This is a genomic window from Streptomyces sp. NPDC048523 (assembly GCF_043199815.1).
In the GTDB taxonomy this organism is placed as follows: Bacteria; Actinomycetota; Actinomycetes; order Streptomycetales; family Streptomycetaceae; genus Streptomyces.
Genome location: NZ_JBICWQ010000004.1, coordinates 580082 through 602678, shown reverse-complemented (window position 1 = coordinate 602678; position 22597 = coordinate 580082). Strand labels below are relative to the sequence as shown.

23 protein-coding genes are annotated in these 22597 nt (G+C 71.0%); 11 read left to right on the top strand and 12 right to left on the bottom strand.

Features of this window, described 5'->3' with window-relative positions:
- The first annotated feature begins 102 nt into the window (after nt 1-102).
- The 3 genes from ACGFWE_RS23525 to ACGFWE_RS23515 all read left to right on the top strand — a co-directional run bounded on the left by ACGFWE_RS23525 (nt 103) and on the right by ACGFWE_RS23515 (nt 3582).
- Nucleotides 103-930, top strand: a complete 828-nt coding sequence (locus ACGFWE_RS23525) for a class I SAM-dependent methyltransferase (protein WP_393601464.1) — start codon at nt 103-105, stop codon at nt 928-930.
- Nucleotides 931-1175: 245 nt separating this feature from the next.
- Nucleotides 1176-2312 carry a transcription termination factor Rho gene (gene rho, locus ACGFWE_RS23520; protein WP_393601462.1) on the top strand — a complete coding sequence of 379 codons (1137 nt, stop codon included), beginning with the start codon at nt 1176-1178 and terminating at the stop codon, nt 2310-2312.
- Between the two features lie 85 nt (nt 2313-2397).
- Nucleotides 2398-3582, top strand: coding sequence for a D-alanyl-D-alanine carboxypeptidase (locus tag ACGFWE_RS23515; protein WP_352386203.1), 1185 nt, complete (start codon nt 2398-2400; stop codon nt 3580-3582).
- Between the two features lie 204 nt (nt 3583-3786).
- Here ACGFWE_RS23515 and ACGFWE_RS23510 read toward each other — a convergent pair whose 3' ends face one another.
- The 11 genes from ACGFWE_RS23510 to ACGFWE_RS23460 form a co-directional block, all read right to left on the bottom strand.
- Nucleotides 3787-4716: a glutaminase gene (locus ACGFWE_RS23510; RefSeq protein WP_393601460.1), complete on the bottom strand. Its 930-nt coding sequence runs from the start codon at nt 4714-4716 to the stop codon at nt 3787-3789.
- 55 nt (nt 4717-4771) lie between these two features.
- The gene (gene aspA / locus ACGFWE_RS23505) at nt 4772-6184 is read right to left on the bottom strand and encodes an aspartate ammonia-lyase (RefSeq protein WP_393601458.1); all 1413 of its coding nucleotides are present in this window, start codon (nt 6182-6184) and stop codon (nt 4772-4774) included.
- 137 nt (nt 6185-6321) lie between these two features.
- Complete coding sequence (locus tag ACGFWE_RS23500) at nt 6322-7338, bottom strand: asparaginase (protein WP_352386208.1); 1017 nt, start codon at nt 7336-7338, stop codon at nt 6322-6324.
- Nucleotides 7339-7415: 77 nt separating this feature from the next.
- Nucleotides 7416-8864 carry an amino acid permease gene (locus tag ACGFWE_RS23495; RefSeq protein WP_393601456.1) on the bottom strand — a complete coding sequence of 483 codons (1449 nt, stop codon included), beginning with the start codon at nt 8862-8864 and terminating at the stop codon, nt 7416-7418.
- Entirely contained in the window at nt 8861-9544 is a 684-nt protein-coding gene (locus tag ACGFWE_RS23490) for a FadR/GntR family transcriptional regulator (protein WP_352387094.1), read from the bottom strand. The genes ACGFWE_RS23495 and ACGFWE_RS23490 overlap by 4 nt, the downstream gene beginning before the upstream one ends.
- A gap of 311 nt (nt 9545-9855) precedes the next feature.
- Nucleotides 9856-10692: an undecaprenyl-diphosphate phosphatase gene (locus tag ACGFWE_RS23485; protein ID WP_393601454.1), complete on the bottom strand. Its 837-nt coding sequence runs from the start codon at nt 10690-10692 to the stop codon at nt 9856-9858.
- A gap of 74 nt (nt 10693-10766) precedes the next feature.
- On the bottom strand, nt 10767-11141 hold the full coding sequence (gene crcB, locus ACGFWE_RS23480; RefSeq protein WP_352386213.1) for a fluoride efflux transporter CrcB: 375 nt from the start codon (nt 11139-11141) through the stop codon (nt 10767-10769).
- Nucleotides 11138-11530 carry a DUF190 domain-containing protein gene (locus ACGFWE_RS23475; protein ID WP_393601452.1) on the bottom strand — a complete coding sequence of 131 codons (393 nt, stop codon included), beginning with the start codon at nt 11528-11530 and terminating at the stop codon, nt 11138-11140. The genes crcB (ACGFWE_RS23480) and ACGFWE_RS23475 overlap by 4 nt, the downstream gene beginning before the upstream one ends.
- The gene (crcB, locus tag ACGFWE_RS23470) at nt 11527-11982 is read right to left on the bottom strand and encodes a fluoride efflux transporter CrcB (RefSeq protein WP_352386217.1); all 456 of its coding nucleotides are present in this window, start codon (nt 11980-11982) and stop codon (nt 11527-11529) included. The genes ACGFWE_RS23475 and crcB (ACGFWE_RS23470) overlap by 4 nt, the downstream gene beginning before the upstream one ends.
- Before the next feature lie 246 nt (nt 11983-12228).
- Entirely contained in the window at nt 12229-12516 is a 288-nt protein-coding gene (locus ACGFWE_RS23465; RefSeq protein WP_352386218.1) for a winged helix-turn-helix domain-containing protein, read from the bottom strand.
- Nucleotides 12517-12734: 218 nt separating this feature from the next.
- The gene (locus ACGFWE_RS23460; protein ID WP_393601450.1) at nt 12735-14756 is read right to left on the bottom strand and encodes a beta-galactosidase; all 2022 of its coding nucleotides are present in this window, start codon (nt 14754-14756) and stop codon (nt 12735-12737) included.
- Nucleotides 14757-14954: 198 nt separating this feature from the next.
- Between ACGFWE_RS23460 and ACGFWE_RS23455 the strand changes: the two genes are divergently transcribed.
- The 3 genes from ACGFWE_RS23455 to ACGFWE_RS23445 all read left to right on the top strand — a co-directional run bounded on the left by ACGFWE_RS23455 (nt 14955) and on the right by ACGFWE_RS23445 (nt 17312).
- Nucleotides 14955-15986 carry a LacI family DNA-binding transcriptional regulator gene (locus ACGFWE_RS23455; protein ID WP_352386222.1) on the top strand — a complete coding sequence of 344 codons (1032 nt, stop codon included), beginning with the start codon at nt 14955-14957 and terminating at the stop codon, nt 15984-15986.
- Between the two features lie 521 nt (nt 15987-16507).
- Complete coding sequence (locus tag ACGFWE_RS23450; protein WP_007380018.1) at nt 16508-16858, top strand: VOC family protein; 351 nt, start codon at nt 16508-16510, stop codon at nt 16856-16858.
- 64 nt (nt 16859-16922) lie between these two features.
- Nucleotides 16923-17312: a MarR family transcriptional regulator gene (locus ACGFWE_RS23445; RefSeq protein WP_352386224.1), complete on the top strand. Its 390-nt coding sequence runs from the start codon at nt 16923-16925 to the stop codon at nt 17310-17312.
- Nucleotides 17313-17339: 27 nt separating this feature from the next.
- Here the strand turns inward: ACGFWE_RS23445 and ACGFWE_RS23440 are convergent, their stop codons facing one another.
- Nucleotides 17340-18188: a LysR family transcriptional regulator gene (locus ACGFWE_RS23440; protein ID WP_352386226.1), complete on the bottom strand. Its 849-nt coding sequence runs from the start codon at nt 18186-18188 to the stop codon at nt 17340-17342.
- 327 nt (nt 18189-18515) lie between these two features.
- Between ACGFWE_RS23440 and ACGFWE_RS23435 the strand changes: the two genes are divergently transcribed.
- The 5 genes from ACGFWE_RS23435 to ACGFWE_RS23415 are packed head-to-tail and all read left to right on the top strand — an operon-like array spanning nt 18516 to nt 22591.
- Nucleotides 18516-19211, top strand: coding sequence for an alpha/beta hydrolase (locus ACGFWE_RS23435; protein WP_393601447.1), 696 nt, complete (start codon nt 18516-18518; stop codon nt 19209-19211).
- On the top strand, nt 19208-20047 hold the full coding sequence (locus ACGFWE_RS23430; protein WP_393601445.1) for a sulfurtransferase: 840 nt from the start codon (nt 19208-19210) through the stop codon (nt 20045-20047). Before ACGFWE_RS23435 ends, ACGFWE_RS23430 begins: the two co-directional genes overlap by 4 nt.
- Complete coding sequence (locus ACGFWE_RS23425) at nt 20044-20904, top strand: ABC transporter permease (RefSeq protein ID WP_352386232.1); 861 nt, start codon at nt 20044-20046, stop codon at nt 20902-20904. Before ACGFWE_RS23430 ends, ACGFWE_RS23425 begins: the two co-directional genes overlap by 4 nt.
- 5 nt (nt 20905-20909) lie before the next feature.
- On the top strand, nt 20910-21626 hold the full coding sequence (locus tag ACGFWE_RS23420; RefSeq protein ID WP_389993357.1) for an ABC transporter ATP-binding protein: 717 nt from the start codon (nt 20910-20912) through the stop codon (nt 21624-21626).
- Nucleotides 21623-22591 carry an aliphatic sulfonate ABC transporter substrate-binding protein gene (locus ACGFWE_RS23415; protein WP_393601443.1) on the top strand — a complete coding sequence of 323 codons (969 nt, stop codon included), beginning with the start codon at nt 21623-21625 and terminating at the stop codon, nt 22589-22591. The genes ACGFWE_RS23420 and ACGFWE_RS23415 overlap by 4 nt, the downstream gene beginning before the upstream one ends.
- Nucleotides 22592-22597: the final 6 nt, after the last annotated feature.

The following is a 22597-nucleotide window of genomic DNA, read 5'->3' as shown; positions in this document are numbered from 1 at the left end:
AGCTTCCTACACCCGGCCGACGAACGGGACCGGACCGAATCGACACCTGCGCGCAGAAAAAATGTGGGGCCGGATCTGCCGGGTGCGCGGTTGGATGGCGTCATGACGTCCGACGAGCACGCGCGGCTGATGCGGGTCAACCAGGCCAACTGGGACGCCCGCACCCCCGTCCACCTCGCCAGCCGGTTCTACGGCCTCGACCAGGACCTCGATCCCGAGCGCTGGTTCGCCGCCTTCGAGTGGGAGGACCTCGGCGAGCTCACCGGCCGTGATGTGCTCCACCTCCAGTGCCATCTGGGCACGGAGACCCTCGCCCTCGCCCGCCGCGGGGCCCGGGCGGTGGGCCTCGACTTCTCGGAGGCTTCCGTCGCGGCCGCTCACGGGATCGCGGAGCGGGCGGGCGTGGACGTCGAGTACGTGCGGGCGAACGTGTACGACGCCGTCCAGGCGCTGGGAGGACGGCAGTTCGACGTCGTGTACACCGGGAAGGGCGCCCTGTGCTACCTCCCCGATCTGGACCGGTGGGCGGCGGTGATCGCCCGACTGCTGCGCCCGGGTGGCCTGTTGTACGTCGTCGAGTTTCATCCGCTGCTCAACTCGCTGGGCCCCAAGCCCGCGCCGGACGAGGGGCCGGAGTTGCTGCTGCGCCACGACTACCTGGGCGGTGACGGTCCCGTGCACCGGGACGCGACCCACACGTACACCGACGGCCCGGCTGTCGAGGGCGCCACGGCGAGCTACGAGTGGATGCACGGAATAGGAGAAGTCGTCAACGCGTTGACGGGGGCGGGACTGAGGGTCCGGCACCTCCGCGAGAGCGACGAGCTGCCCTGGCCGCGTTGGCCGCAGATGGTGCGTACACCGTCCGGCTGGTGGCGCCTTCCCGCCCCGCGGATCCCGCTTCTGTACGCCCTTGCGGCCCACCACTGAGCCAACCTGTGCTACTCTCCGGCTAGCACTTGTGTACGCCTCATCTTGGGCGCCGGTGCCGATTACCACCTCCCGCTGACGGTCAGGTCAGCTCTTCTTCAGCACCACCTCGTGATCAGGGCTTCCACAGCCGTACCCGAGGCGCTGTCTCCCGCCGCCGAAGGCGTCGTCCGCCTTCCTTCTCGCGGCTTCCCCCCTTCCTTCCGCATGTCCCATGCCTTCCGTCCTCGAAAGGACAGACCATCATGACCACCACTCTCGAACGCCCCCCGGTACAGCAGCAGCCCCCGGTCCGCGCCGTCACCGGCGTCCTCGACATCGACTCCGGCGGGAAGGGTCACCTGCGCGCCGCGAGCCTGCTGCCCTCGCCCTCCGACCTCCAGGTCTCCCCCGCGCTGATCCGCAGGTTCAACCTGCGCAAGGGAGACGTCGTCGACGGCGTGCGCGGCACCCAGCGCGCCCTCACCGAGGTCGCCCGTGTCAACGGCCACGACCCCGACCGCAACCGGCGGAACTTCCACGACCTCACACCACTGCACCCGCGCGAGCGGATCCGGCTCGAACACCCGGCGTCCGCCCTGACCGGGCGGGTCGCGGATCTGATCGCGCCCGTCGGCAAGGGGCAGCGCGGGCTGATCGTGGCCCCGCCCAAAACCGGCAAGACGGTCCTGCTCCAGCAGATCGCGGCGGCCGTCGCCGGCAACCACCCCGAGTGCCGCCTGATGGTGGTGCTGCTCGACGAACGCCCCGAGGAAGTCACCGACATGCGGCGCTCCGTGCGCGGTGAGGTGTACGCCTCGACGTTCGACCGCACGCCCAAGCAGCACATCGCGCTGGCCGAGCTGGTCATCGAGCGGGCCAAGCGGCTCGTCGAGGCCGGTGAGGACGTCGTGATCCTGCTCGACTCCCTGACCCGGCTGTGCCGGGCCCACAACAACGCCGCCCCCGGCAACGGCCGCACCCTCAGCGGTGGCGTGGACGCGACCGCGCTGATCGGGCCGAAGAAGTTCTTCGGTGCCGCCCGGCTCGCCGAGGAGGGCGGCTCGCTCACCATCCTCGCCACCGCCCTGGTGGAGACCGGCTCGCGCGCCGACGACTTCTACTTCGAGGAACTCAAGAGCACCGGCAACATGGAGCTCCGCCTGGACCGCGACCTCGCCAACCGCCGCGTCTTCCCGGCCGTCGCGATCAACCCTTCGGGCACCCGCCGCGAGGAACTCCTGCTGGCCCCGGCGGAGTTGACCGCCGTACGAGGGCTGCGGCGGGTTCTCCAGAACGGAGACGGCCAGGGCAACCTCGAGACGCTCCTACAGCGGATGCGCGAGACGCCGGACAACGCGACCTTCCTGCGCCGCATCCAGCCGACCCTGCCCGCCGGCTGACGGGCCATCCCCCGTCCGGGTGCTCACGGGCCCCGCACGGCCCGGGCAGCGCGATGTACGGCGGGTCCGTTCCTAGCTTTGCGGTATGACTATCGGTTTTCCTTCTCGGATGGCCGTCTCGGCCTGCGCCCTGTGCACGACGGGCCTGCTCGTGTTCGCTTCCGCGGCGGCGGCCGCCGACCCGGGCTCCGACCCCGGAGCGCCCGGCGCCCCACCCGCCGCGGCCGCGCCGCCCGCCCTGCTGTACCGACCCGGCATCCAGGTCCGGCCGCACCCGGGCGTGCCCCCTGTCCCGGAGGTGTCCGCACTGTCGTGGGTGGTGGCCGACGCCCGCACCGGCGAGATCCTCGCGGCACACGACGCCCACCGCCGGCTGCCCCCGGCCAGCACGCTCAAGACCCTGTTCGCCCTGACCGTCCTGCCGGTGCTGCCCGGCGGCCTCCGGCACACGGTCGGCGAGGAGGAACTCGCCGGCATCGGGCCCGGCAGCAGTCTCGTCGGGGTCGCCGAAGGAGAGACCTACCAGGTGGCCGACCTGTGGCGCGGGGTCTTCCTCAACTCAGGCAACGACGCCGTGCACGTCCTGGCCGGGCTCAGCGGCGGCTGGAGCACGACGGCCGCCCGGATGCAGGCCAAGGCGCTCGCCCTGGGCGCCCGCGACACCCACGTCCGCTCCCCCGACGGCTACGACACCCCGGGCCAGGTCTCCTCGGCGTACGACCTCGCGGTGTTCGGCCGGGCGGGGCTGCGCAACGCGGACTTCGCGCGGTACTGCGGCACGGCCGAGGCGCAGTTCCCCGGCCGGGGCGGATGGTCGTACGGGATCCGGAACACCAACCGGCTGCTGACCGGTGCCGACGGGGTGGAGCCCTACTACGGGCTGATCGGCATCAAGAACGGCTACACGAGCCATGCCGGCAACACGCTCGTCGCCGCCGCCCGCCGGGGCGGGAGGACGCTCGTCGTGACGGTGATGAATCCTCAGTCGGGCGGTGGCCTCGCCGTCTACGAGGAGGCGCGCGCGCTGCTCGACTGGGGGTTCGGCGCGGCCGGGCGGGTGGACCCGGTGGGCTCGCTGGACGCGCTGCGGGTACGGCCCCGGCCGGGGCCCGAGGCCGCCGTGCCGGTCGCGGCGGCGGTCTCGCCGCAGAACGACGGGACCGGCCCCGGCTGGCTGGAGACCTGGGCCATCCTGGGCGCCGCCGGGCTCGGCGCGGGATCGATGGCCGTGGCGCTGCGGTCCCGGCTCGGGCGTCCGGCGCGGCGCTGACGCGCCGGGAGCCACAGCAGCAGGTGGAGGGTGATCCAGGTGCAGGCGTTGCCGCCGAGGATGCCGTCGACGCCCGACGCGTCGTCGAACCACAGCCACACCAGGTGGTGCACCCAGGTGATCGGGCACCGGTCACACCCCGGCCGGCACCCCGTCGCCTTCCAGCCACCCGCCACTACGACGCTGTCCGGCGCTCAGGGCGCCTCAGAACACGGACAGACCCGTCAGCGTCGTGAACCTGTCCAGGGCCGCCACCCCTGCCACGGAATTGCCGCGCTCGTCCAGGCCCGGGCTCCAGACACACAGCGTGCAGCGGCCCGGTACCACCGCGATGATCCCGCCGCCCACTCCGCTCTTGCCGGGCAGGCCCACCCGGTAGGCGAAGTCGCCCGCCGCGTCGTACGTGCCGCAGGTCAGCATGATCGCGTTGATCTGTTTGGCCTGGCTGAGGGTGAGCAGGCGGCTGTCGTCGGCGCGGATGCCGTGGCGGGCCAGGAAGCTGGTGGCCAGGGCCAGGTCGGCGCAGGACGCCCTGATCGAGCACTGACGGAAGTACTGGTCGAGCAGGACCGGGATGGCGTTGTCGATGTTGCCGTACGCGGCCATGAAGTGGGCCAGGGCGGCGTTGCGGTCACCGTGGGCGGACTCGGAGGCGGCCACCTCCTCGTCGAAGGCCAGCGCCGGGTTGCCGCTCTCCTCGCGCAGGAAGGACAACAACTCGCCCGCCGCGTCTCCGGTACGGCTGTGGAGGCGGTCGGTGACGACGAGGGCGCCCGCGTTGATGAACGGGTTGCGCGGGATGCCGTTCTCGTACTCCAGCTGCACCAGGGAGTTGAAGGGGTTGCCGGAGGGTTCGCGGCCCACGTGCTCCCAGAGTGCGTCGCCCTCACGGGCCAGGACGAGCGCGAGGGTGAAGACCTTGGTGATGGACTGCGTCGAGAACGGCTCGCGCCAGTCCCCGACGCCGTACACCGTGCCGTCCAGCTCCGCGACGGCCATGCCGAAGCTGCGCGGGTCGCAGGCGGCGAGCGCCGGGATGTAGTCGGCGGCACGGCCACGGCCCGGGCTGCGTCCGATCTCCTCGGCGATGCGCTCCAGGACCGGCTGGAAGGTGAGCGACGAGGTGGTTGTCATGATCACTATTGTGCCTCCGGGCCGGTCCTGGCGCGTGTCTCCACGGGTGGGGCCGTCAGGCCAGGGTGGAGCCGCTGCCCGCAAGGACCTCCGGGCGCAGCAGCTCGGCGAGGGTTTCGGCGGGCAACAGGCCCTTCTCCAGGACGAGTTCGGCCACTCCACGACCGGTGGCGAGGGCCTCCTTGGCGATGTCGGTGGCGGCCGTGTAGCCGATGTGCGGGTTGAGGGCGGTGACCAGGCCGATGGAGTTCTCCACGCTCGCCCGCAGCGCCTCGGTGTTGGCGGTGATGCCGTCCACGCAGCGCTCGGCGAGGGTCAGGCAGGCCGCCCGGAGGTGCGTGACGGACTCCGAGAGGGAGTGCAGGATGATCGGCTCGAAGGCGTTGAGCTGGAGCTGTCCGGCCTCGGCGGCCATGGTGATGGTGACGTCGTTGCCGATGACCTCGAAGGCGACCTGGTTGACGACCTCGGGGATCACCGGGTTGACCTTGCCGGGCATGATCGACGAACCGGCCTGTACGGGCGGCAGGTTGATCTCACCGAGGCCGGCGCGCGGCCCGGAGGACAGCAGCCGCAGGTCGTTGCAGCTCTTCGAGAGCTTCACGGCGATCCGCTTGAGCACGCCGGACATCTGGACGAACGCTCCGCAGTCCTGGGTGGCCTCGACCAGGTTGGCGGCGGTGACCAGCGGCAGCCCGGTGATTTCCGCGAGATGGCGGCGGGCGGACTCGGCGTATCCGGCGGGAGCATTGAGCCCTGTCCCGATGGCCGTGGCGCCCAGGTTGATCTCATGGATCAACTGGACCGCCTCGTCAAGACGGTGGCGGTCCTCGTCCATCATGACGGCATAGGCCGAGAACTCCTGACCGAGCGTCATGGGCACCGCGTCCTGCAACTGTGTACGGCCCATCTTGAGCACATCGCGGAACTCGACGGCCTTACGTGCGTACGCGTCCTGCAGTACAGCCATCGCGTTGAGCAACCCACGCACGGCGAAGACCGTGGCCACCTTGACGGCGGTCGGGTAGACATCATTGGTCGACTGGCCCAGGTTGACATCCTCGTTGGGGTGCAGGAACGAGTACTGCCCCTTCTCGTGGCCCAGCAGCTCCAACGCCCGGTTCGAGATGACCTCGTTGGCGTTCATGTTGGTGGAGGTGCCGGCCCCGCCCTGGATCACGTCGACCACGAACTGCTCGTGCAGCTTGCCGTCCCGGATCTCCCGGCAGGCCTCGACGATCGCGGCGGCCTTCCTCGGCTCCAGCAGCCCGAGCTCCTCGTTGGCGAGCGCGGCGGCCTCCTTGACGGCGGCCAGGGCGTCGATGAGGTGCGGGTAGGCGGAGATCGGGGTGCCGGTGATGGGGAAGTTCTCGGTGGCCCGCAGGGTGTGGACACCCCAGTAGGCGTCGGCGGGGACGTCGCGGTCGCCGAGGAGGTCGTGCTCACGGCGGATGACGGCGGCGGTCATGAGGGTACGGGTCCTTGTCTGCAGGGGATCAGGTGAGTTTGTTCAGGAGCCCGGGGCTGCCTCGGTATGCGGCTCCGCCGTGTGGGCGCGACCAGCCACCGACCCGCAGCCGCCGAGCGACAAGTGCGCCCGGGCCGCTAGGCGCAGGCCGACGCGGCAACCGGCTCCAGCGATCGAACGGGCCGCACACGCCCGACCTCGACACCGCCCCCGAGCAGCGCCTCCCCCTGGAACTCGGTGAGCAGGTCCGGCGAGACCCCGGACCACGCCAACGCCGCCGCAGCGACCGGCACCCGCGCCCGATTCGCCCCGTCGGAGATCTTCACGGCGACAGCGCGGCCGTCCGGCAGCGCGGCGACCTGGACGCCCTCGAAGCCGTCCTTCGCGAGCAGCCCGGGTACGGCCTTCATCAGCGCGGCAACGTCCCGCCCAGCCCCGGACGCCATCTCCGCGTGCTCCCGCATCGCATCGGCGACCCGGGCCTCGGGCGTACCGGGAGCCGCCGAGGTGATCCGTGCGGCGGCCCGGGCGAGACCGTGCAGCGAGACGGAGAACAAGGGGGCACCGCAGCCGTCTACGGTCACCCGCGCGATCCGCTGCCCGGTCAGGTCCTCGACGATCTCGGCGATCGCCTGCTGGAGCGGATGCGCGGGGTCGAGGTAGCCGTCGAGAGGCCAGTCGTTGAGCACGCACGTGTAGAGCATCGCCGCGTGCTTGCCGGAGCAGTTCTGGGCGAGCCGCGAGGGCCCGCGGCCCTCCCGGATCCAGGTGTCCCGGACGGCCGGGCCGAACGGCATGTCCGGGACGTTGCGCAGGTCGTCCTCGGACACACCCGCGAGCTCCAGGATCCGCCGGGCCCCGGCGAGGTGGCGTTCCTCGCCGGAGTGGCTGGCCGCGGTGAGCGAGAGGAGCTCGCCGTCGAGCGGCAGTCCGGCCCGGACCATGGCGACGGCCTGGACCGGTTTGAGCGCGGACCGCGGATAGAACGCGGCCTCGATGTCGCCGAGTTGGAAGCGGACGTCCCCGTCGCCGTCGAGGACGACGACGGAACCGTAGTGGGTGCCCTCGATCAGCCCACCGCGGATGAGGTGGGCGACGGGAGCGTGGAGGGGTTCACGGACCAGGGGTGCGGCCGCGACGGGACTGCTGTGCATCACTTCCTGCTTCTCCGGATGTCACGCGGATCACGCGTGCGTGCCGGTCGGTTGGGGCTCGGATTGCGCGCGTGCGGTCACGCGCTTGTCGATTCGCTCTCGGTGGAGGTACGGGACACCCTGCCGCGGACGGCGAACCAGCCCGCGACCAGGGCGGCGACGATCAGCGGGAGGCACAGCACGGTGGTGCGGCCGGCGCCGCCGTCGGCGTACATGAGGACCAGGACGGAGGCGAGGAAGGCCAGCGTCACGAGTTCGGTCCAGGGGGATCCCGGCAGTCGGTAGCCGGGGCGGGTCAGATCGCCCTTCTCGGTCTTCTGCCAGAAGAGCAGGTGACAGACCATGATCATGCCCCAGGTGGCGAGGATGCCGATGGCGGCGAAGTTCAGCACGATCTCGAACGCGTCGGCGGGGACCACGTAGTTGAGGCCGACACCGAGGACGCACATACCGCTGGTGAGCAGGATGCCGCCGTAGGGGACCTGGCTGCGGCTCATCACACCGGTGAACTTCGGGGCGGAGCCCGACATCGCCATGGAGCGCAGGATGCGGCCGGTGGAATACAGGCCGGAGTTGAGCGAGGACATGGCCGCGGTGAGGACGACGAGGTTCATCACGCCGCCGGCCGCCGGGATGCCGATGTTCGACAGGACGGTCACGAAGGGGCTCTCGCCGCCCGTGTACTTGTTCCAGGGCAGCAGCATCGACAGCAGGAGGACCGAGCCGACGTAGAAGACGCCGACGCGCCACATGATCGAGTTGATCGCCTTGGGCATGATCTTCTCGGGGTTCTCGGTCTCGCCCGCGGCGACGCCGACCAGTTCGACGGAGGCGTAGGCGAAGACGACACCCTGGATGATCAGCAGCATGGGCAGCAGGCCGTTGGGGAAGACGCCGCCGTTGCCGGTGATCAGGGACGGGCCGGGGTGGTGGCCGTCGATCGGGTGCCGGGTGGCCAGCAGGAAGACGCCGATCAGCATGAACGCCACGAGCGCGCCCACCTTGATGATGGCGAACCAGAACTCCAGCTCGCCGAACATCCGCACCAAGATGAGGTTGACGGTGAGGACGACCGCGAGCGCGACGAGGGCGATCACCCACTGCGGGATGTCGGAGAACATGCCCCAGTAGTGCGTGTAGAGGGCGACGGCGGTGATGTCGGCGATGCCGGTGGTGGCCCAGTTGAGGAAGTACATCCAGCCGGCGACGTAGGCGCCCTTCTCGCCGAGGAACTCCCGGGCGTACGACACGAAGGCGCCGGAGGACGGGCGGTACAGGACGAGTTCGCCGAGGGCGCGGACGACGAGGAAGGCGAAGACTCCGCAGACCGCGTAGGCGATGAACAGGGAGGGGCCGGCGTCGGCGAGGCGGCCGCCGGCGCCGAGGAAGAGGCCGGTGCCGATCGCCCCGCCGATGGCGATCATGTTGACGTGCCGTGACTTGAGGGACTTGCTGTAGCCCTGGTCTCCGGCGTCGACATGGCCGGAACGTTTCTGCACGCCGTCGTGCAGGGACTGCTCGCTCACGCCTGGGACTCGCCTTCCGTGGAGGTGTTCGTGCCCGTGGTCGGGGAACGCACGATGTCGGTGAGGGTGGTCTCGACGCGGTCGAGATGGTGGGACATCGCCTCTACCGCGTCGTGCTCGGAACCGTCGATCAGCGCCTCGACGATCGCGCGGTGTTCGCGGTTGGACTGTTCCCGGCGGCCGCCCAGTTCGTTGAGGAAGGCCGACTGACGCGCCAGTGCGTCCCGGATCTCCTCGATGACCCGGCGGAACACCGGGTTCTGAGCGGCCTCGGCCACGGCGAGATGGAAGAGGGTGTCCATCGCGACCCACGCCGTGGTGTCGGTCTCCCGTTCCATCCGGTCCAGGAGGTGGGCCAGGTGGTCGAGGTTCTCCGGGGTCCGGCGCAGGGCCGCGTACCCGGCGACCGGGATCTCGACGTGGCGGCGCACCTCCAGGAGGTCGCTGGCCGCGTAGTCGCCGAAGGTGGGGTCCTCCACCGCGTTGGCCACGACGAAGGTGCCCTTGCCGGTCTTGGAGACCGTCAGGCCCATGGTCTGCAGGGCCCTGAGGGCCTCGCGCAGGACGGGCCGGCTGATCTCCAGGGTGCGGCAGAGCTCCGCCTCGGAGGGGAGCTTGTCGCCGATGGCGTACTCCCCGCGCTCGATGGCGCCACGCAGATGCGCCAGCACCGCCTCCATGGCACTGATGCGCCGCGGAGGCTGACTGGCTGTCCGGCTGTCTGACAGGTTCACGTGAGTGATACTCCGGGCGACGGGAGGGTGCTGTCAAGGGGGGTGACTGAAGGGGTGCGGGCAACCCGGGGGCGCGTCACACCCGTGACGGCCACTTCTTCGGTGCCGCGACGGTCGTGCGCACCCCGCACCCCGCACCCCGCACCCCGTGACGGCCACTACCTCGGTCCCACGACGGGGTCGTGCCCGCACACCGCAACCAGTGACGGTCGGCACCCCGGCCCCCTGGCCGTCGCCGCCCCGCACCCCCGCAGCGCTCAGCTGTCGAGGGCCCCGGTCGTGAGCAGGCCGAAGAGGAGCAGGCCCACGATGATGCGGTAGATCACGAAGGCGTTGAAGGAGTGCTTGGCCACGAACTTCAGCAGCCAGGCGATGGAGCCGTACGCGACGACGAAGGAGACGGCCGTGCCGACGGCGAGCGGGGCCGCGCCCACGCCCGCGCCCAGGGCGTCCTTGAGCTCGTAGATGCCGGCGCCGGTGAGGGCGGGGATGCCGAGGAAGAAGGAGAGGCGGGTGGCGGCCACGCGGTCGAGGTCCAGGATGAGCGCCGTGGACATGGTGGCGCCGGAGCGGGAGAAGCCGGGGAAGAGCAGTGCGAGGATCTGCGAACTGCCGACCAGCATCGCGTCCTTGAACGAGGTGTCGTCCTCACCGCGCTTGTGCCGGCCCATCTGGTCCGCCGCCCACATCACACCGCTGCCGACGATCAGGGAGCCCGCGACCACCCACAGGGAGGCGAGCGGCCCCTCGATGAGCGGCTTGGCGGCGAGGCCGACGATGACGATCGGGATGGTCGCGGCGATCACCCACCAGGCGAACTTGTAGTCGTGGTGGTACCGCTCCTCCTTGTTGACCAGCCCTCTCCCCCACGCGGAGACGATCCGCACGATGTCCTTGAAGAAGTACACGAGCACGGCGGCGATCGCGCCGACCTGGATGACGGCCGAGAACCCGACGACGGCGTCGTCGTCGACGGGGATGTTCATCAGCCCCTCGACGATCTTCAGATGACCGGTGGACGATACGGGCAGGAACTCGGTCACCCCCTCGACGGCTCCGAGGACGACGGCCTGACCGACGCTGATGACGCTCATGGGATCCAGTTCTTCTCAGGGGAAGGCAGGTGCGGAGCCCACAGTCTTACTACACGCGGGCGAGAACGGATTCGCTACGCCCACACCACATCCGCCAGCGCCACCCCCGCGAACGCCGCCCCCAGCCCCGCCACCACGCTCGCCACCACGTTGGCGGCGGCATAGAAGCGTGCCCCGGTCTCCGTCAGCCGCAGCGTCTCGTACGAGAACGTCGAGTACGTCGTCAGCGCCCCGCACAGGCCGGTGCCCAGCAACAGCTGGAGGTGGGATCCGGCAGCCCCCGCCGTCACCGCGCCGGTGAGCAGGCCGAGGATCAGACAGCCCGTGACGTTGACGGCGAAGGTGCCCCAGGGGAAGACCGAGTCGTGCCGTGACTGCACCGCGCGGTCGGTGAGATAGCGCAGCGGGGCGCCGGCCATGGCACCCGCGACGACCAGTAGCCAGTTCACAACGACTTCTTACCCTTCATGCCCGCTTTGCCCTGGGTCTCGTCCTGGTTCGCGTCGCGGCCGACGTACCGGATGACCTCGCACGCGTCGAGGGTCACCAGGCCCTCGGTGACGAGCTCGTCGAGCTGCGGCAGAAACTCACGCACGCGTGGCTCGGTGTCGACGATGACGACGGCCACCGGCAGGTCCTCGCTGAGGGAGAGCAGCCGGGAGGTGTGGATGCGGGAGGAGGCGCCGAAGCCCTCGATACCGCGGAAGACACTGGCCCCGGCGAGACCGGCGGCGTGGGCGCGGTGCACGATCTCGGCGTAGAGGGGCTTGTGGTGCCAGGTGTCGTTCTCGCCGATGTGGACGGTCAGGCGCAGGGCGTTGCCGGTCAGCCTTGTCATGGCTGCCTCCACTTCAGGACGCGGCGGGCCGCCGTGGACGCGAGCCACACCGCTGTGAGGGCCGCGAGCAGGGTCGCGGCGAGGTAGGCCAGGCCGGTGCCGGGCCGGCCGTGGTCGACGAGTTTCTGGATGTCGACGGCGTAGGTCGAGAAGGTGGTGAAGCCGCCGAGGACGCCGGTGCCGAAGAAGGGGCGGACCAGGCGGTGGGCGGCCCACACGTCGGTGATGACCACCATGAACACGCCGATGACGGCACAACCGACGACGTTGGTCCAGAACGTCGCCCAGGGGAATCCGCCGGGCGGGGTGGGCCAGTGCAGGGCGAGGGCGTACCGGGCCGTGGCGCCCAGGGCGCCACCGAGCGCGACCACCGCGACAATGGGTGCCTGGCCCTGCAGGAGGGAGCGGCGTGGGGCTCTGGCGGGGGCTCGCACGCTCTCCGGGGCTGTCATCGTCGTGCTCTCCTACTCGCCGGGGCCCGGGCGTACGGGCACGTTCCCTCGCAAGTAGGGACCGTTGGCGGCGCCTTCGCCGCGGTTCGGGTACGGCGGGCCCCACCGCCGGTGTCGCGAGGGTGATCGCGACCGAGGACCAGGGTAACGCCGGGGCGCCGCCGGGGTCACTCCACGACGGCCGGCCCCCACAGGGCCTCGCAGACGCTGGTGACCATGCGCAAGCAGGCACCACCGGTGCGGCCGCTACCAGCCCTTCTCGAACATCCGGGCCACCTCGGCGCTGCGCATCTCGTCGCGCCGGTAGTACGTACGCCACCGGATTCTCCTGGTGCGCAGCAGACCGATGTCCACGAGGAGGCCGAGATGGGTCTGCGCGACCGAGCGGGACACGCCGAGCTTGGCCGCTACCGCGTGCGCGGTGACTCCGTCCTGGGCGGGATCGCCGTGCCGCTGCGGCGGGAAGTGCGCGGCGGGATCCTTCAGCCACTCAAGGATGTCCAGGCGCCTGTGGTTGGCCGGAGTCCTCAGCATCTCGTCCCCTCCGCCCCTCCTTCTGCGTGTGTCCACTGTCCCGCAGGAGAAGCCGCCCTGTCCCGGAGTCGCCGAGCTTGTCCGAGATCGATCGAACTCCCCTGTGACAGAAGGCCGTTCGCGCGTACCCGGGGCCGGGCCGGAGGCCGTGAAGGGGGTCCGGAGGTGAGGCCCCCTCCGCCCGCGGCTCGTGGTCTCGCGGGCGGAGGGGAGTCGGTTCAGCCGTCGAGTCGTACGACCCGCACGGCGCCCGCCGGGACGGCGAGTCGGCCCGCGGCACGTTCGCCGGTCAGCAGTTCGGTGCCCGCCGCGTCCAGGGGCACCTTGGCCTCCGACGCGGTGTGGTTGATCACGAAGACGTAGGAACCGGTCTCTCCGTTCCGCCGGACCACCTCGACGTCGTGGGGCAGGTCGGCGCGCGAGGGGAGCTGGGCGTCCTCGGCGGCCCAGCCGAGCAGCGCGTCCAGGCCCTGGGCGGCCAGGCGCGTGGAGACGTACCAGGCGGTGCCCTCGCCGTGCCGGTGCCGGGTGACGGCGGGGTGGCCGGCGGCCAGGCCGTCGGCGTACGTCCACACGGTCTCGGCCCCGCGCGGCACCACGAACTCGGTCCACACGTCGCCGGTGAGCTCGGAGCCGTCGGGGCCGGTGATGCGGACCAGCTGGTCCGGCAGCAGCGGCGAGAACTCCTCCACGGTCAGGCCCAGGACGTCCCTGAGCGCGCCCGGGTACGCGCCCGCGTGGACGGCGTCGTACTCGTCGACGATGCCGGAGAAGTACGACACGACGAGGGTGCCGCCGTTCGCGACGTACTTCTTGAGGTTGTTCCCCGCGGTCTCCGTCATCAGGTACAAGGCAGGGACGACGACAAGGGGATAAGCCGACAAGTCGGCTTCCGGGTGGGCGAAGTCGACCGTGAGGTGGCGGTCGTAGAGGGCCTCGTAGAAGGCGTCGGCGCGCTCGCGGGCGTCGTGGTCCTCGCTGGGGCGCCAGTCGAGGTTCTGTGCCCACCAGGAGTGCCAGTCCCACAGGACGGCCACGTCCGCCTGAGTGCGAGTACCGCGGATGGTGCTCAACGAGTCCAGAGAAGCGCCCAGTTCGACGACCTCGCGCCACACGCGTGTGTCGGTGCCGCCGTGCGGGACCATCGACGAGTGGAACTTCTCGGCGCCGCGCCGGGACTGGCGCCACTGGAAGAACATGGCGCCCTCGGAGCCGCGGGCCACGTGCGCCAGGGAGTTGCGGGCCATCTGACCGGGCGCCTTGGCGGGGTTGCGGGGCTGCCAGTTGACGCCCGAGGTGGAGTGCTCGAGCAGGATCCAGGGGGCACCGCCCGCGACCGAGCGGGTGAGGTCGGCGGCCATGGCGAGGTTGACGTGGGTGCGGCGGCCGTCGGTGATGAGGTAGTGGTCGTTGGTGACGATGTCCACCTCGCGGCCCCAGGCCCAGTAGTCGACGGAGTCGCACTGGCTGAGCGCGGTCATGAAGTTGGTGGTGACCGGGACGCCCGGGGAGAGCCGGTGCAGGATGTCCCTCTCCATACGGAAGTTCTCGCGCATGGTCGCGTCGGCGAAGCGCTTGTAGTCCAGCGCCTGGCCGGGGTTGCCGACGGTGGCCGCGGTGCGCGGCGGGTCGATCTGCTCGACGCTCGTATAGCGCTGGCCCCAGAAGGCGGTGCCCCATGCCTCGTTGACGCCGTCGACCCCGCCGTACGTCGTCTCCAGCCAGCGGCGGAAGTGGGCGGCGCAGGACTCGCAGTAGCAGGCGGAGACGGGGACGCCGTACTCGTTGTGCACGTGCCACATCGCGAGGGCCGGATGGTCGGCGTACCGCTCGGCGAGCCGGGTGGTGATGTTCGCGGCGGCCGCGCGGTAGGCGCTGTTGCTGTGGCAGATGGCGCCGCGGGAGCCGAACGCGAGGCGGGTGCCGTCGGCCGTGACGGGCAGCGCGTCGGGGTGGGCGCGGTAGAACCAGGCGGGCGGGACGACGGTGGGCGTGCCGAGGTCGACGCGGACGCCGTTCTCGTGCAGCAGGCCGAGGATCCGGTCCAGCCAGCCGAAGTCGTACACACCCGGTTCCGGCTCCAGGAGCGCCCAGGAGAAGATCCCCACGCTGACCATGGTCACCCCGGCCTCGCGCATCAGCCGGACGTCCTCGTCCCAGACACTCTCGGGCCACTGCTCCGGGTTGTAGTCCCCGCCGAAGGCAAGCCTGGTGAGGCCCCTGGGGGTGGTCTCCGGCATGACTCTCTCCCGTTTCGAGTAGGTGGGAACGTGCACACACGGCTCCTACAGCGTGCGCCCCAAGATAACCGCATAGAGGCAAAGCTTGCCAAGTGCCTTACGTGGGCCATTCCTGTGCACGATCCCAGTCTGTTCGCAGTCCTCGGGAACCGTCCCGCCGTACGAACGCCCCTCCTCGCCCCGGAGAGCCTTAGAGTCTTGACCATGAACAATGCGGGGGGCCGGCGCAAGCCACCGACGATCCACGACGTGGCCCGCGAGGCCGGGGTCTCGCGGGGCACGGTCTCGCGCGTGCTCAACGGCGGACACTACGTCAGCCCTCCCGCGCTGGAGGCGGTCAACGCCGCCATCCGCAAGACGGGGTACGTCGTCAACCGGCACGCCCGCTCGCTGATCACCGGCCGCTCCGACTCGGTGGGCTTCCTGCTCACGGAGCCCCAGGAGCGGTTCTTCGAGGACCCCAACTTCAACGTGCTGCTGCGCGGCTGCACCCAGGCGCTGGCCGCGCACGACATCCCGCTGCTGCTGATGCTGGCGGGGACCGAGGACGAGCGGCGCCGGATCAAGCGGTTCATCACGGCGGGCCACCTCGACGGCGTCCTGCTGGTGACCAGCCACTCCGCCGACCCGGTCGCCGAGGAACTGCACAAGGCGGGCGTGCCCGTCGTGCAGTGCGGCAAGCCGATGAGGTCCGGCTCGAAGGTGAGCTACGTGGCGGCGGACGACCGCGACGGCGCCCGTGACATGGTGCGCCATCTGCTGTCGCTGGGCCGCCGCCGGATCGGCATCGTGACCGGGCCGCTGGACTCGCCCGGCGGCGTCGACCGTCTCGCCGGCTACAAGGAGGTGCTGACGGAGGCGGGTGTCGAGATCGACGAGCGGCTCGTCGTCTCCGGTGACTACAGCCGGGCCGCCGGAGAGGCGGGCGCCGAGCGGCTGCTGGCCCAGGCCCCGGACCTGGACGCCGTGTTCGTCGCCTCCGACCTCATGGCGCTCGGCGCCCTGACAGCCCTGCGCCGGGCGGGCCGCCGGATCCCCGAGGACGTGGCCGTGGGCGGTTTCGACGACTCCATCGCGGCCACGGAGGCCACCCCTGCCCTCACCACGATCCGCCAGCCCTACGACCGCATCAGCGCCGAGATGGTGCGGGTGCTGCTGGCCCAGCTGGGCGGCGAGGATCCGTCGGCGGTGATCCTGCCCACGGAGCTGGTGCGACGCGAGTCGACGTGAGCCGGGAGTGAGGGTCGGGACGGGGCACACCACTCGGTCAGCGGCGCGGGCGGAGAGGCTGCCGGGCAACGGCGCGGGCAGCCCGAGGCACGACGATCAGATCGGCACGCGCGAGCACGCTCTCACGGGTCGGCCCGGGCGGGGGCGGTACGTCCTACGGGGGTGATACGTCCTACCGGGGCGACAACGGGGCGTGACTCCGCCAGAACCCGGTAGGGCTCGGTCGGTGCGGGAAGCACCGGCGCCGGCGCAGTAGCCCTGCATGCTGCGGTCCGCGAGGACAGTGCGCAGGCGGCCGAGGAAAGTGTCGGCCGTCCCCTGTCGCCCGGTCATGGGCGCGTCGGCCGCACGACGGGCATGGAGGCCGCCGTACGACATTCCGCGCTGCTCCGGCAGGCCGCCGCGGCCGAGACGTGACGTGACGTGACTGGTCAGGATCGGAGAAGCGCCTCTCCCCTCCCCCGGCCTAGCGTGAAACCACCGACACAGACCCGTCGGGGACACCACACGAGGAGCACACCATGACTGCCGGCCTCAAAACGATCATCTACCCCGTCAAGGACCTGGCCGCCGCGAAAGCCCTGTTCAGCGCACTGCTGGGCGTGGAGCCGTATGCGGACGAGCCGTACTACGTCGGCTTCAAGGACGCGGGGCAGGACGTCGGCCTCGACCCGAACGGGCACGCCAGGGGCATGACCGGCCCGGTGCCGTACTGGCACGTCGACGACATCCGGGCGACGCTCGCGGCGCTGGTGGCGGCCGGGGCCGAGACGCTGCAGGACGTCCAGGACGTCGGCGGCGGCAAGCTGATCGCCTTCGTCAAGGACGCGGACGGCAACCTGGTGGGGATCACCCAGGACCCGCAGGCCTGAGACTTAGTTGCATACGCAGTAGTTGCACAGGCAACAATGAGCGGATCGGTGTTACCGTGCATGTATGGCGGTGAACACGGTCTCGACCGGCCTCGAGCAGCGGTGGCGGGACATCCTGTCGGTGCACGCGCGCACGATGTGCGAGATCGACCGCGCGCTGCACCCCTACGGGCTGGGCGCGAGCGATTTCGAGGTGCTCGACATCCTCGCCACCGAGTCGCCCCGGGAGGGCGACCAGTGCCGGGTGCAGAACCTCGTCGGGCGGGTGCATCTGAGCCAGAGCGCGCTGTCCCGGCTGATCGGCCGCCTGGAGAAGGACGGCCTGGTGGAGCGGTCCATGTGCGCGGAGGACCGGCGGGGCGTGTGGGTGTCCCTCACCCGCAAGGGCCGTGACCTGCACGCCGAGGTGCTGCCGCTGCAGCGTGGTGTGCTGGCGGAAATGCTCCACGACTAGCAGGCCGTCCCCGCCGGATGGCCCGGTCTACGCCAGCAACTCCCGTACGGCGGCGAACGCGGCCTCGACGGTCGCCGGGTCCGCGCCCGGGCGGGCGAGCGCGCTCATGGGGATCGGGGTGACCTCGGGCAGGCCCTCGTACGGGGTCAGCCCGTCGGGCGCGGGTCCGACCGCCGCCAGCAGTGCCACTCCCTGCCCAGTGCGGGCGATGTCCAGGACCCCCGCGAGATAGCCCGCGTCCCCGACGACCGCGGCGGGAACCCCGCGCGCGGCCAGCGTCGCGATCGCCCGGCGCCGGATCGCGCACGGGTCCTCGATGGCCACCAGCGGCACCGGCGCGGGAGCCTGCGGCGGCTCCCAGCCGGGCATGGCGTGCCAGGTCAGCGGGAGCCCGCCCACCCGGGTGCCCTCGGTCGCGGCGGCCTCGGTGACGTACACCGCGACATCGACGCTGCCGCGCTCCACGGCCTCCACGAGCCGGGCGGAGCGGTCGATGCGGAAGCGGACGCGGCAGCCGGGGCGCACCTCCTGGACGGCGGCGGTCAGCCGGGGCAGGAACTGGTCGGCGGCGTGCTCCGTGGAGCCGATGGTCACGACGTCGCCTTCGGCACCGAGGAGTGTGCGTACGGCCTCGTCGTGGACGGCGAGGATCCTGCGGGCCTGTTCGAGCAGCAGGCGCCCCTCGGGGGTGAATCGGGTGCCGCGTCCCTCGCGCTCGACGACGGGACGCCCCAGGGTCTTCTCCAGCTTGCGGACGTGCTGGCTGACCGCGGACTGGCTCAGGGCGAGGACCTGGGCGGCGCGGTGGAAGCCCCCGCAGTCGGCTATCGCGGTCAGACTGCGCAGGGCTACGAGGTCCAGGACGGGCTGGGGCATGCCGCGACACTAACCGCTCGACGCGATCGATCTCGATTGCTGATCGGTTTCGATGCGGAATCGTCGTTGGACGCGATCCGTCACGGCCGGTCATGATGGGCGCATGCACACGACCGCTTCTGCTGCCTTTCTGACGCAGCGCCGAGTCATCGACTTCGGCGTGGCGTGCAGCGCGCGCTGTCGCTGACCTTCCCCGCGGTGCCCGCTCACCGCTGAACTGATCACGCATTCCTTCCGTCGCATTGCCGCGCTGACACGTGACAGCTCTCCCCGTCTGCTTTTCCCTCTGCCTCCTTTTCCCTGCCTTCTCAAGGGAGTTGCCCCCTCATGCCCTCACCCTCCTCCTGGGACGAACCCGAAGGTCTCGCCGCGCGCGGCACGCTGATCGTGCTGGCCGGCCGGGGCGAACACGGCGGTGTGTACGAGCGGTTCGGCCGCCGGCTCGCCTTCGACGCCTACCGGGTCCGCGCCCTCGGTGACGCGTCCGCCGATCCGTCCGTGCTCGACGAGGCGGCCAAACTGCTCGCCGACGAGTCGCTGCCCGGCCCGAAGGTGCTGGTCGGATCGGACACCGGTGCGCTGTACGCCGGCCGGCTGGCCGCCGAGCGGGCCGGGGACGTCGACGCCCTGATCCTGGCCGGCCTTCCCACCTCGCCCTGGAGTGGGGGCAGTTGGGAGGTAGAGGCCGAGGCCCGCACCGCCTGCCCGACCCACCAGGGGCGTCTGACGAACGACCCGGACTTCCGGCGCGGCGCGCTCGCCTCCGTCCCGGAGTTGCCCGCACCGCGCCTCGACCGGGTCACCGTCCCCGTCCTGGCCCTGCACGGCGAGGACGACGTGGTCAGCCCGCTCGATCAGGCACTGAGCGTCTACGGCGACGCGCGGACCGTGGTCTTCCACGGGGGCCGGCACGACGTCCTCAACGACGCCCTGCACCGCACCGCCGCCGCCACGGTCGTCCTCTTCCTGGAGCGGCTGCGCCTGTCCCCCGAGCTGCCGCTGATCGCCGAGGAGCGGGCATGACCGTCACGACCACCGTCGCGGAGCTCCGCGAGCTGCTCGCCTCCGACACTCCCCCGGTTCTGCTCGACGTCCGCTGGGCGCTGGGCGATCCGCACGGACGCGCGCACCACGCCGAAGGACACATCCCGGGCGCGGTGTACGTCGACCTGGACACCGAACTGGCCTCCGCCCCGAGCCCCGAGGGCGGCAGGCATCCCCTGCCCGCGATCGAGGACCTCCAGGAGGCGGCTCACCGCTGGGGCATCCGGCAGGACCAACCGGTCGTCATCTACGACGACTCGGGCAACACGGCGGCCGCCCGCGCCTGGTGGCTGCTGCGTTACGCGGGCCTGAGCCGGGTGACCTTGCTCGACGGCGCCCTCGGCGCCTGGCGTGCGGCCGGGCTGCCCCTGGAGTCGGGACCGCCCACCGGTCCGCCGCCGGGTGACGTCGTCCTGCGGGCGGGTGCGCTTCCCGTCGTCGACGCGGACGGAGCCGCCGAACTCGCCGTCTCCGGACTGCTGTTGGACGCGAGGGCGGGCGAGCGGTATCGCGGTGAGGTGGAGCCGGTCGACCCTCGGGCGGGCCACATCCCGGGCGCGGTCTCGGCGCCGACCGGTGAGAACCTCGCGGCGGACGGGACCTTCCTGCCGGCTGAGGAACTGCGCAAGCGGTTCGAGGAACGCGGCGCCGGTGCCGCGGACCGCATCGGCGTGTACTGCGGCTCGGGTGTCACTGCAGCCCATCAGATCGCCGCGCTGGAGATCGCCGGATTCGAGGCCGCCCTCTTCCCCGGCTCCTGGTCCGCCTGGTCGGCGGATCCCGGCCGCCCGGCGGCGACGGGAGGCCGGCCATGACGACGAAACCGCTGGAACTGCCCGCCCTGGAGACGCCCCCGCCCTCCACCCGGGTCACCATTCGCGGCGTCACCAGGAGCGACCGCCGCTTCACGCTCCCCCGCTCAGTGCGCCGGGCCGCCGGCCCCGTGGGACTGGTCCTCCTGTGGTTCCTGACCTCGGCCACCGGAGTCCTGCCCGAGTCCGTACTCGCCTCCCCGGTCGACGTGATCAAGCAGGCCGTCGAGTTGACCAGGAACGGTGAACTCCCCGACGCCATCGCCGCGTCGGGCCGCCGGGCCGCCACCGGCTTCCTGATCGGAGGGACGGTCGCCCTGGGACTGTCCCTGCTGGCCGGGCTGTTCCGGCTCGGCGAGGACGTCATCGACTCCTCCATGGGCATGTTCCGCGCGATTCCCTGGGTCGGTCTGATCCCGCTGTTCATCGTCTGGTTCGGCATCGAGGAGACCCCGAAGATCGCCCTGGTCGCACTCGGGGTGACCTACCCGCTGTACTTCAACATCTACGGCGGCATCCGCTCCACCGATTCCCAACTCGTCGAGGCCGCACGGATGATGGGCCTCGGCAGGCTCGGTCTCATCACGTACGTGATCCTGCCGAGCGCGCTGCCCGGCGCCCTCGTGGGGCTCCGGTACGCCCTGTCCACCGCCTGGCTGGCGCTGGTCTTCGCCGAGCAGATCAACGCGGACGCGGGACTCGGCTATCTGATGAGCAACGCCCAGCAGTACTTCCGCACGGACGTCATCGTGCTGTGCCTCGTCGTGTACGCGCTGCTCGGGCTCGCCTGCGACTTCGCCGTACGGATCCTTTCGCGCCGCCTGCTGACCTGGCGGGCCAACTTCGAGGGCGGGGCGTGAGTCTCATGGCCAACAGCGTGGAGATACGGGGCCTTTCGCGGGCCTTCGACGGCAACACGGTCTTGCACGAGCTCGATCTCGACATCCGTGAGGGCGAGTTCGTGGCCCTGCTAGGGCACAGCGGCTGCGGCAAGTCGACGCTGCTGAGGATCCTCGCCGGTCTCGACGAGGAGATCGGCGGCGAGGTGACCGTGCCCGCACGGCGCAGTGCCGCCTTCCAGTCCCCGCGGCTGCTGCCCTGGCTGAAGGTGTGGCGCAACGTGGTCCTCGGCCTGCCGGGCCGCCCGGACCGGGCGCTCGCCGACAAGGCGCTGGACGAGGTCGGCATCGCGGACCGCGCGACCGTCTGGCCCAAGACGCTCTCCGGCGGCCAGGCCCAGCGGGTCTCCCTGGCCCGCGCCCTGGTCCGCGAGCCCGAACTGCTGCTCCTGGACGAGCCGTTCGGCGCCCTCGACGCCCTGACCCGGGGCCGGGTGCAGCAGTTGGTGGCCGAGCTGTGGAAGCGGCACGGCTGCGCGATCCTCCTGGTCACCCATGACGTCGAGGAGGCACTGCTGCTCGCCGACCGTGTCCTGGTGATGGACGAGGGCCGCATCGCCCACGAGCTCACCGTCGACCTGCCCCGCCCCCGTGACCTGACCGCCCCCGAGTTCGTGACCCTGCGCGCCCGCCTCCTGAACTGGCTCGGCGTGACCCGCACCCTGGAAGGAACCCCCTCGTGATCCGCAGAATCGCCGCTGCCGCGCTCGGCTTCTCCGCACTGCTGACGCTGACCGCCTGTGGCGCGGACTCCTCCGCGGAGGCCTCGTCCTCGAAGCAGGTCACCCTCACCATCGGCGACCAGGCCAAGACCCTCCAGACCATCGTCGCCGCCTCCGACGCCCTCAAGGGCGCCGACTACAAGGTGAAGTGGGCCGAGTTCGAGGGCGCCGCCCCGCTCTACCAGGCCGTGCAGGCGGGTGCCGCCGACACCGGCTACTCGGCGGACCTGCCGGCGCTCCAGGCGCTCAGCGGCGGGGTGCGCGTCAAGAACGTGGCCGCGCTCCAGAACGACGGCAAGCATGTCGGCATCGTCGTCCGCAAGGGCTCCGGCATCGACAGTGTGAAGGACCTCAAGGGCCAGAAGGTCGTGGTGTCCTCGGCCAAGGGCAGTATCGCGGAGTATTTGCTGGCCAACGCGCTCAAGCAGAACGGCCTCAGTTACCAGGACGTCCACGTGCAGTACCTGCTGCCGACCGACGCCCAGGCCGCCTTCGCCTCCGGGAAGATCAAGGCCTGGGCCACCTTCGGGGTCTACCAGGCCGTCGGTCTGGAGCAGGGCGGCAAGCTCCTGGTCGACGGTGCGGGCGGCCGGGTCAGCGGCATCGGGTTCATCAATGCCTCCGACGACGCCCTCGCCAACTCGGCCAAGAAGGCCGCGCTGGCCGATTTCCTCAAGCGCCTCGGTACGGCCCTGCAGTGGACCAGCACCCACCAGGAGGCCTACGCGAAGGCGATCCAGGAGCGCAACGGTGCCGACGCCTCCGTGGCGAAGACGCTGGCCTCGGCGGCGTACGGCAAGGTCCTGCCGATCACGGACGACGTGAACCGGACCGTCCAGGGCGTGGCCGACCTCATGAACGGCATCGGGGTCCTGGAGCCGAACGTCGACGTGGCGAAGTCTGCCGACACGTCTCTTCTCAAGTAACCCTCA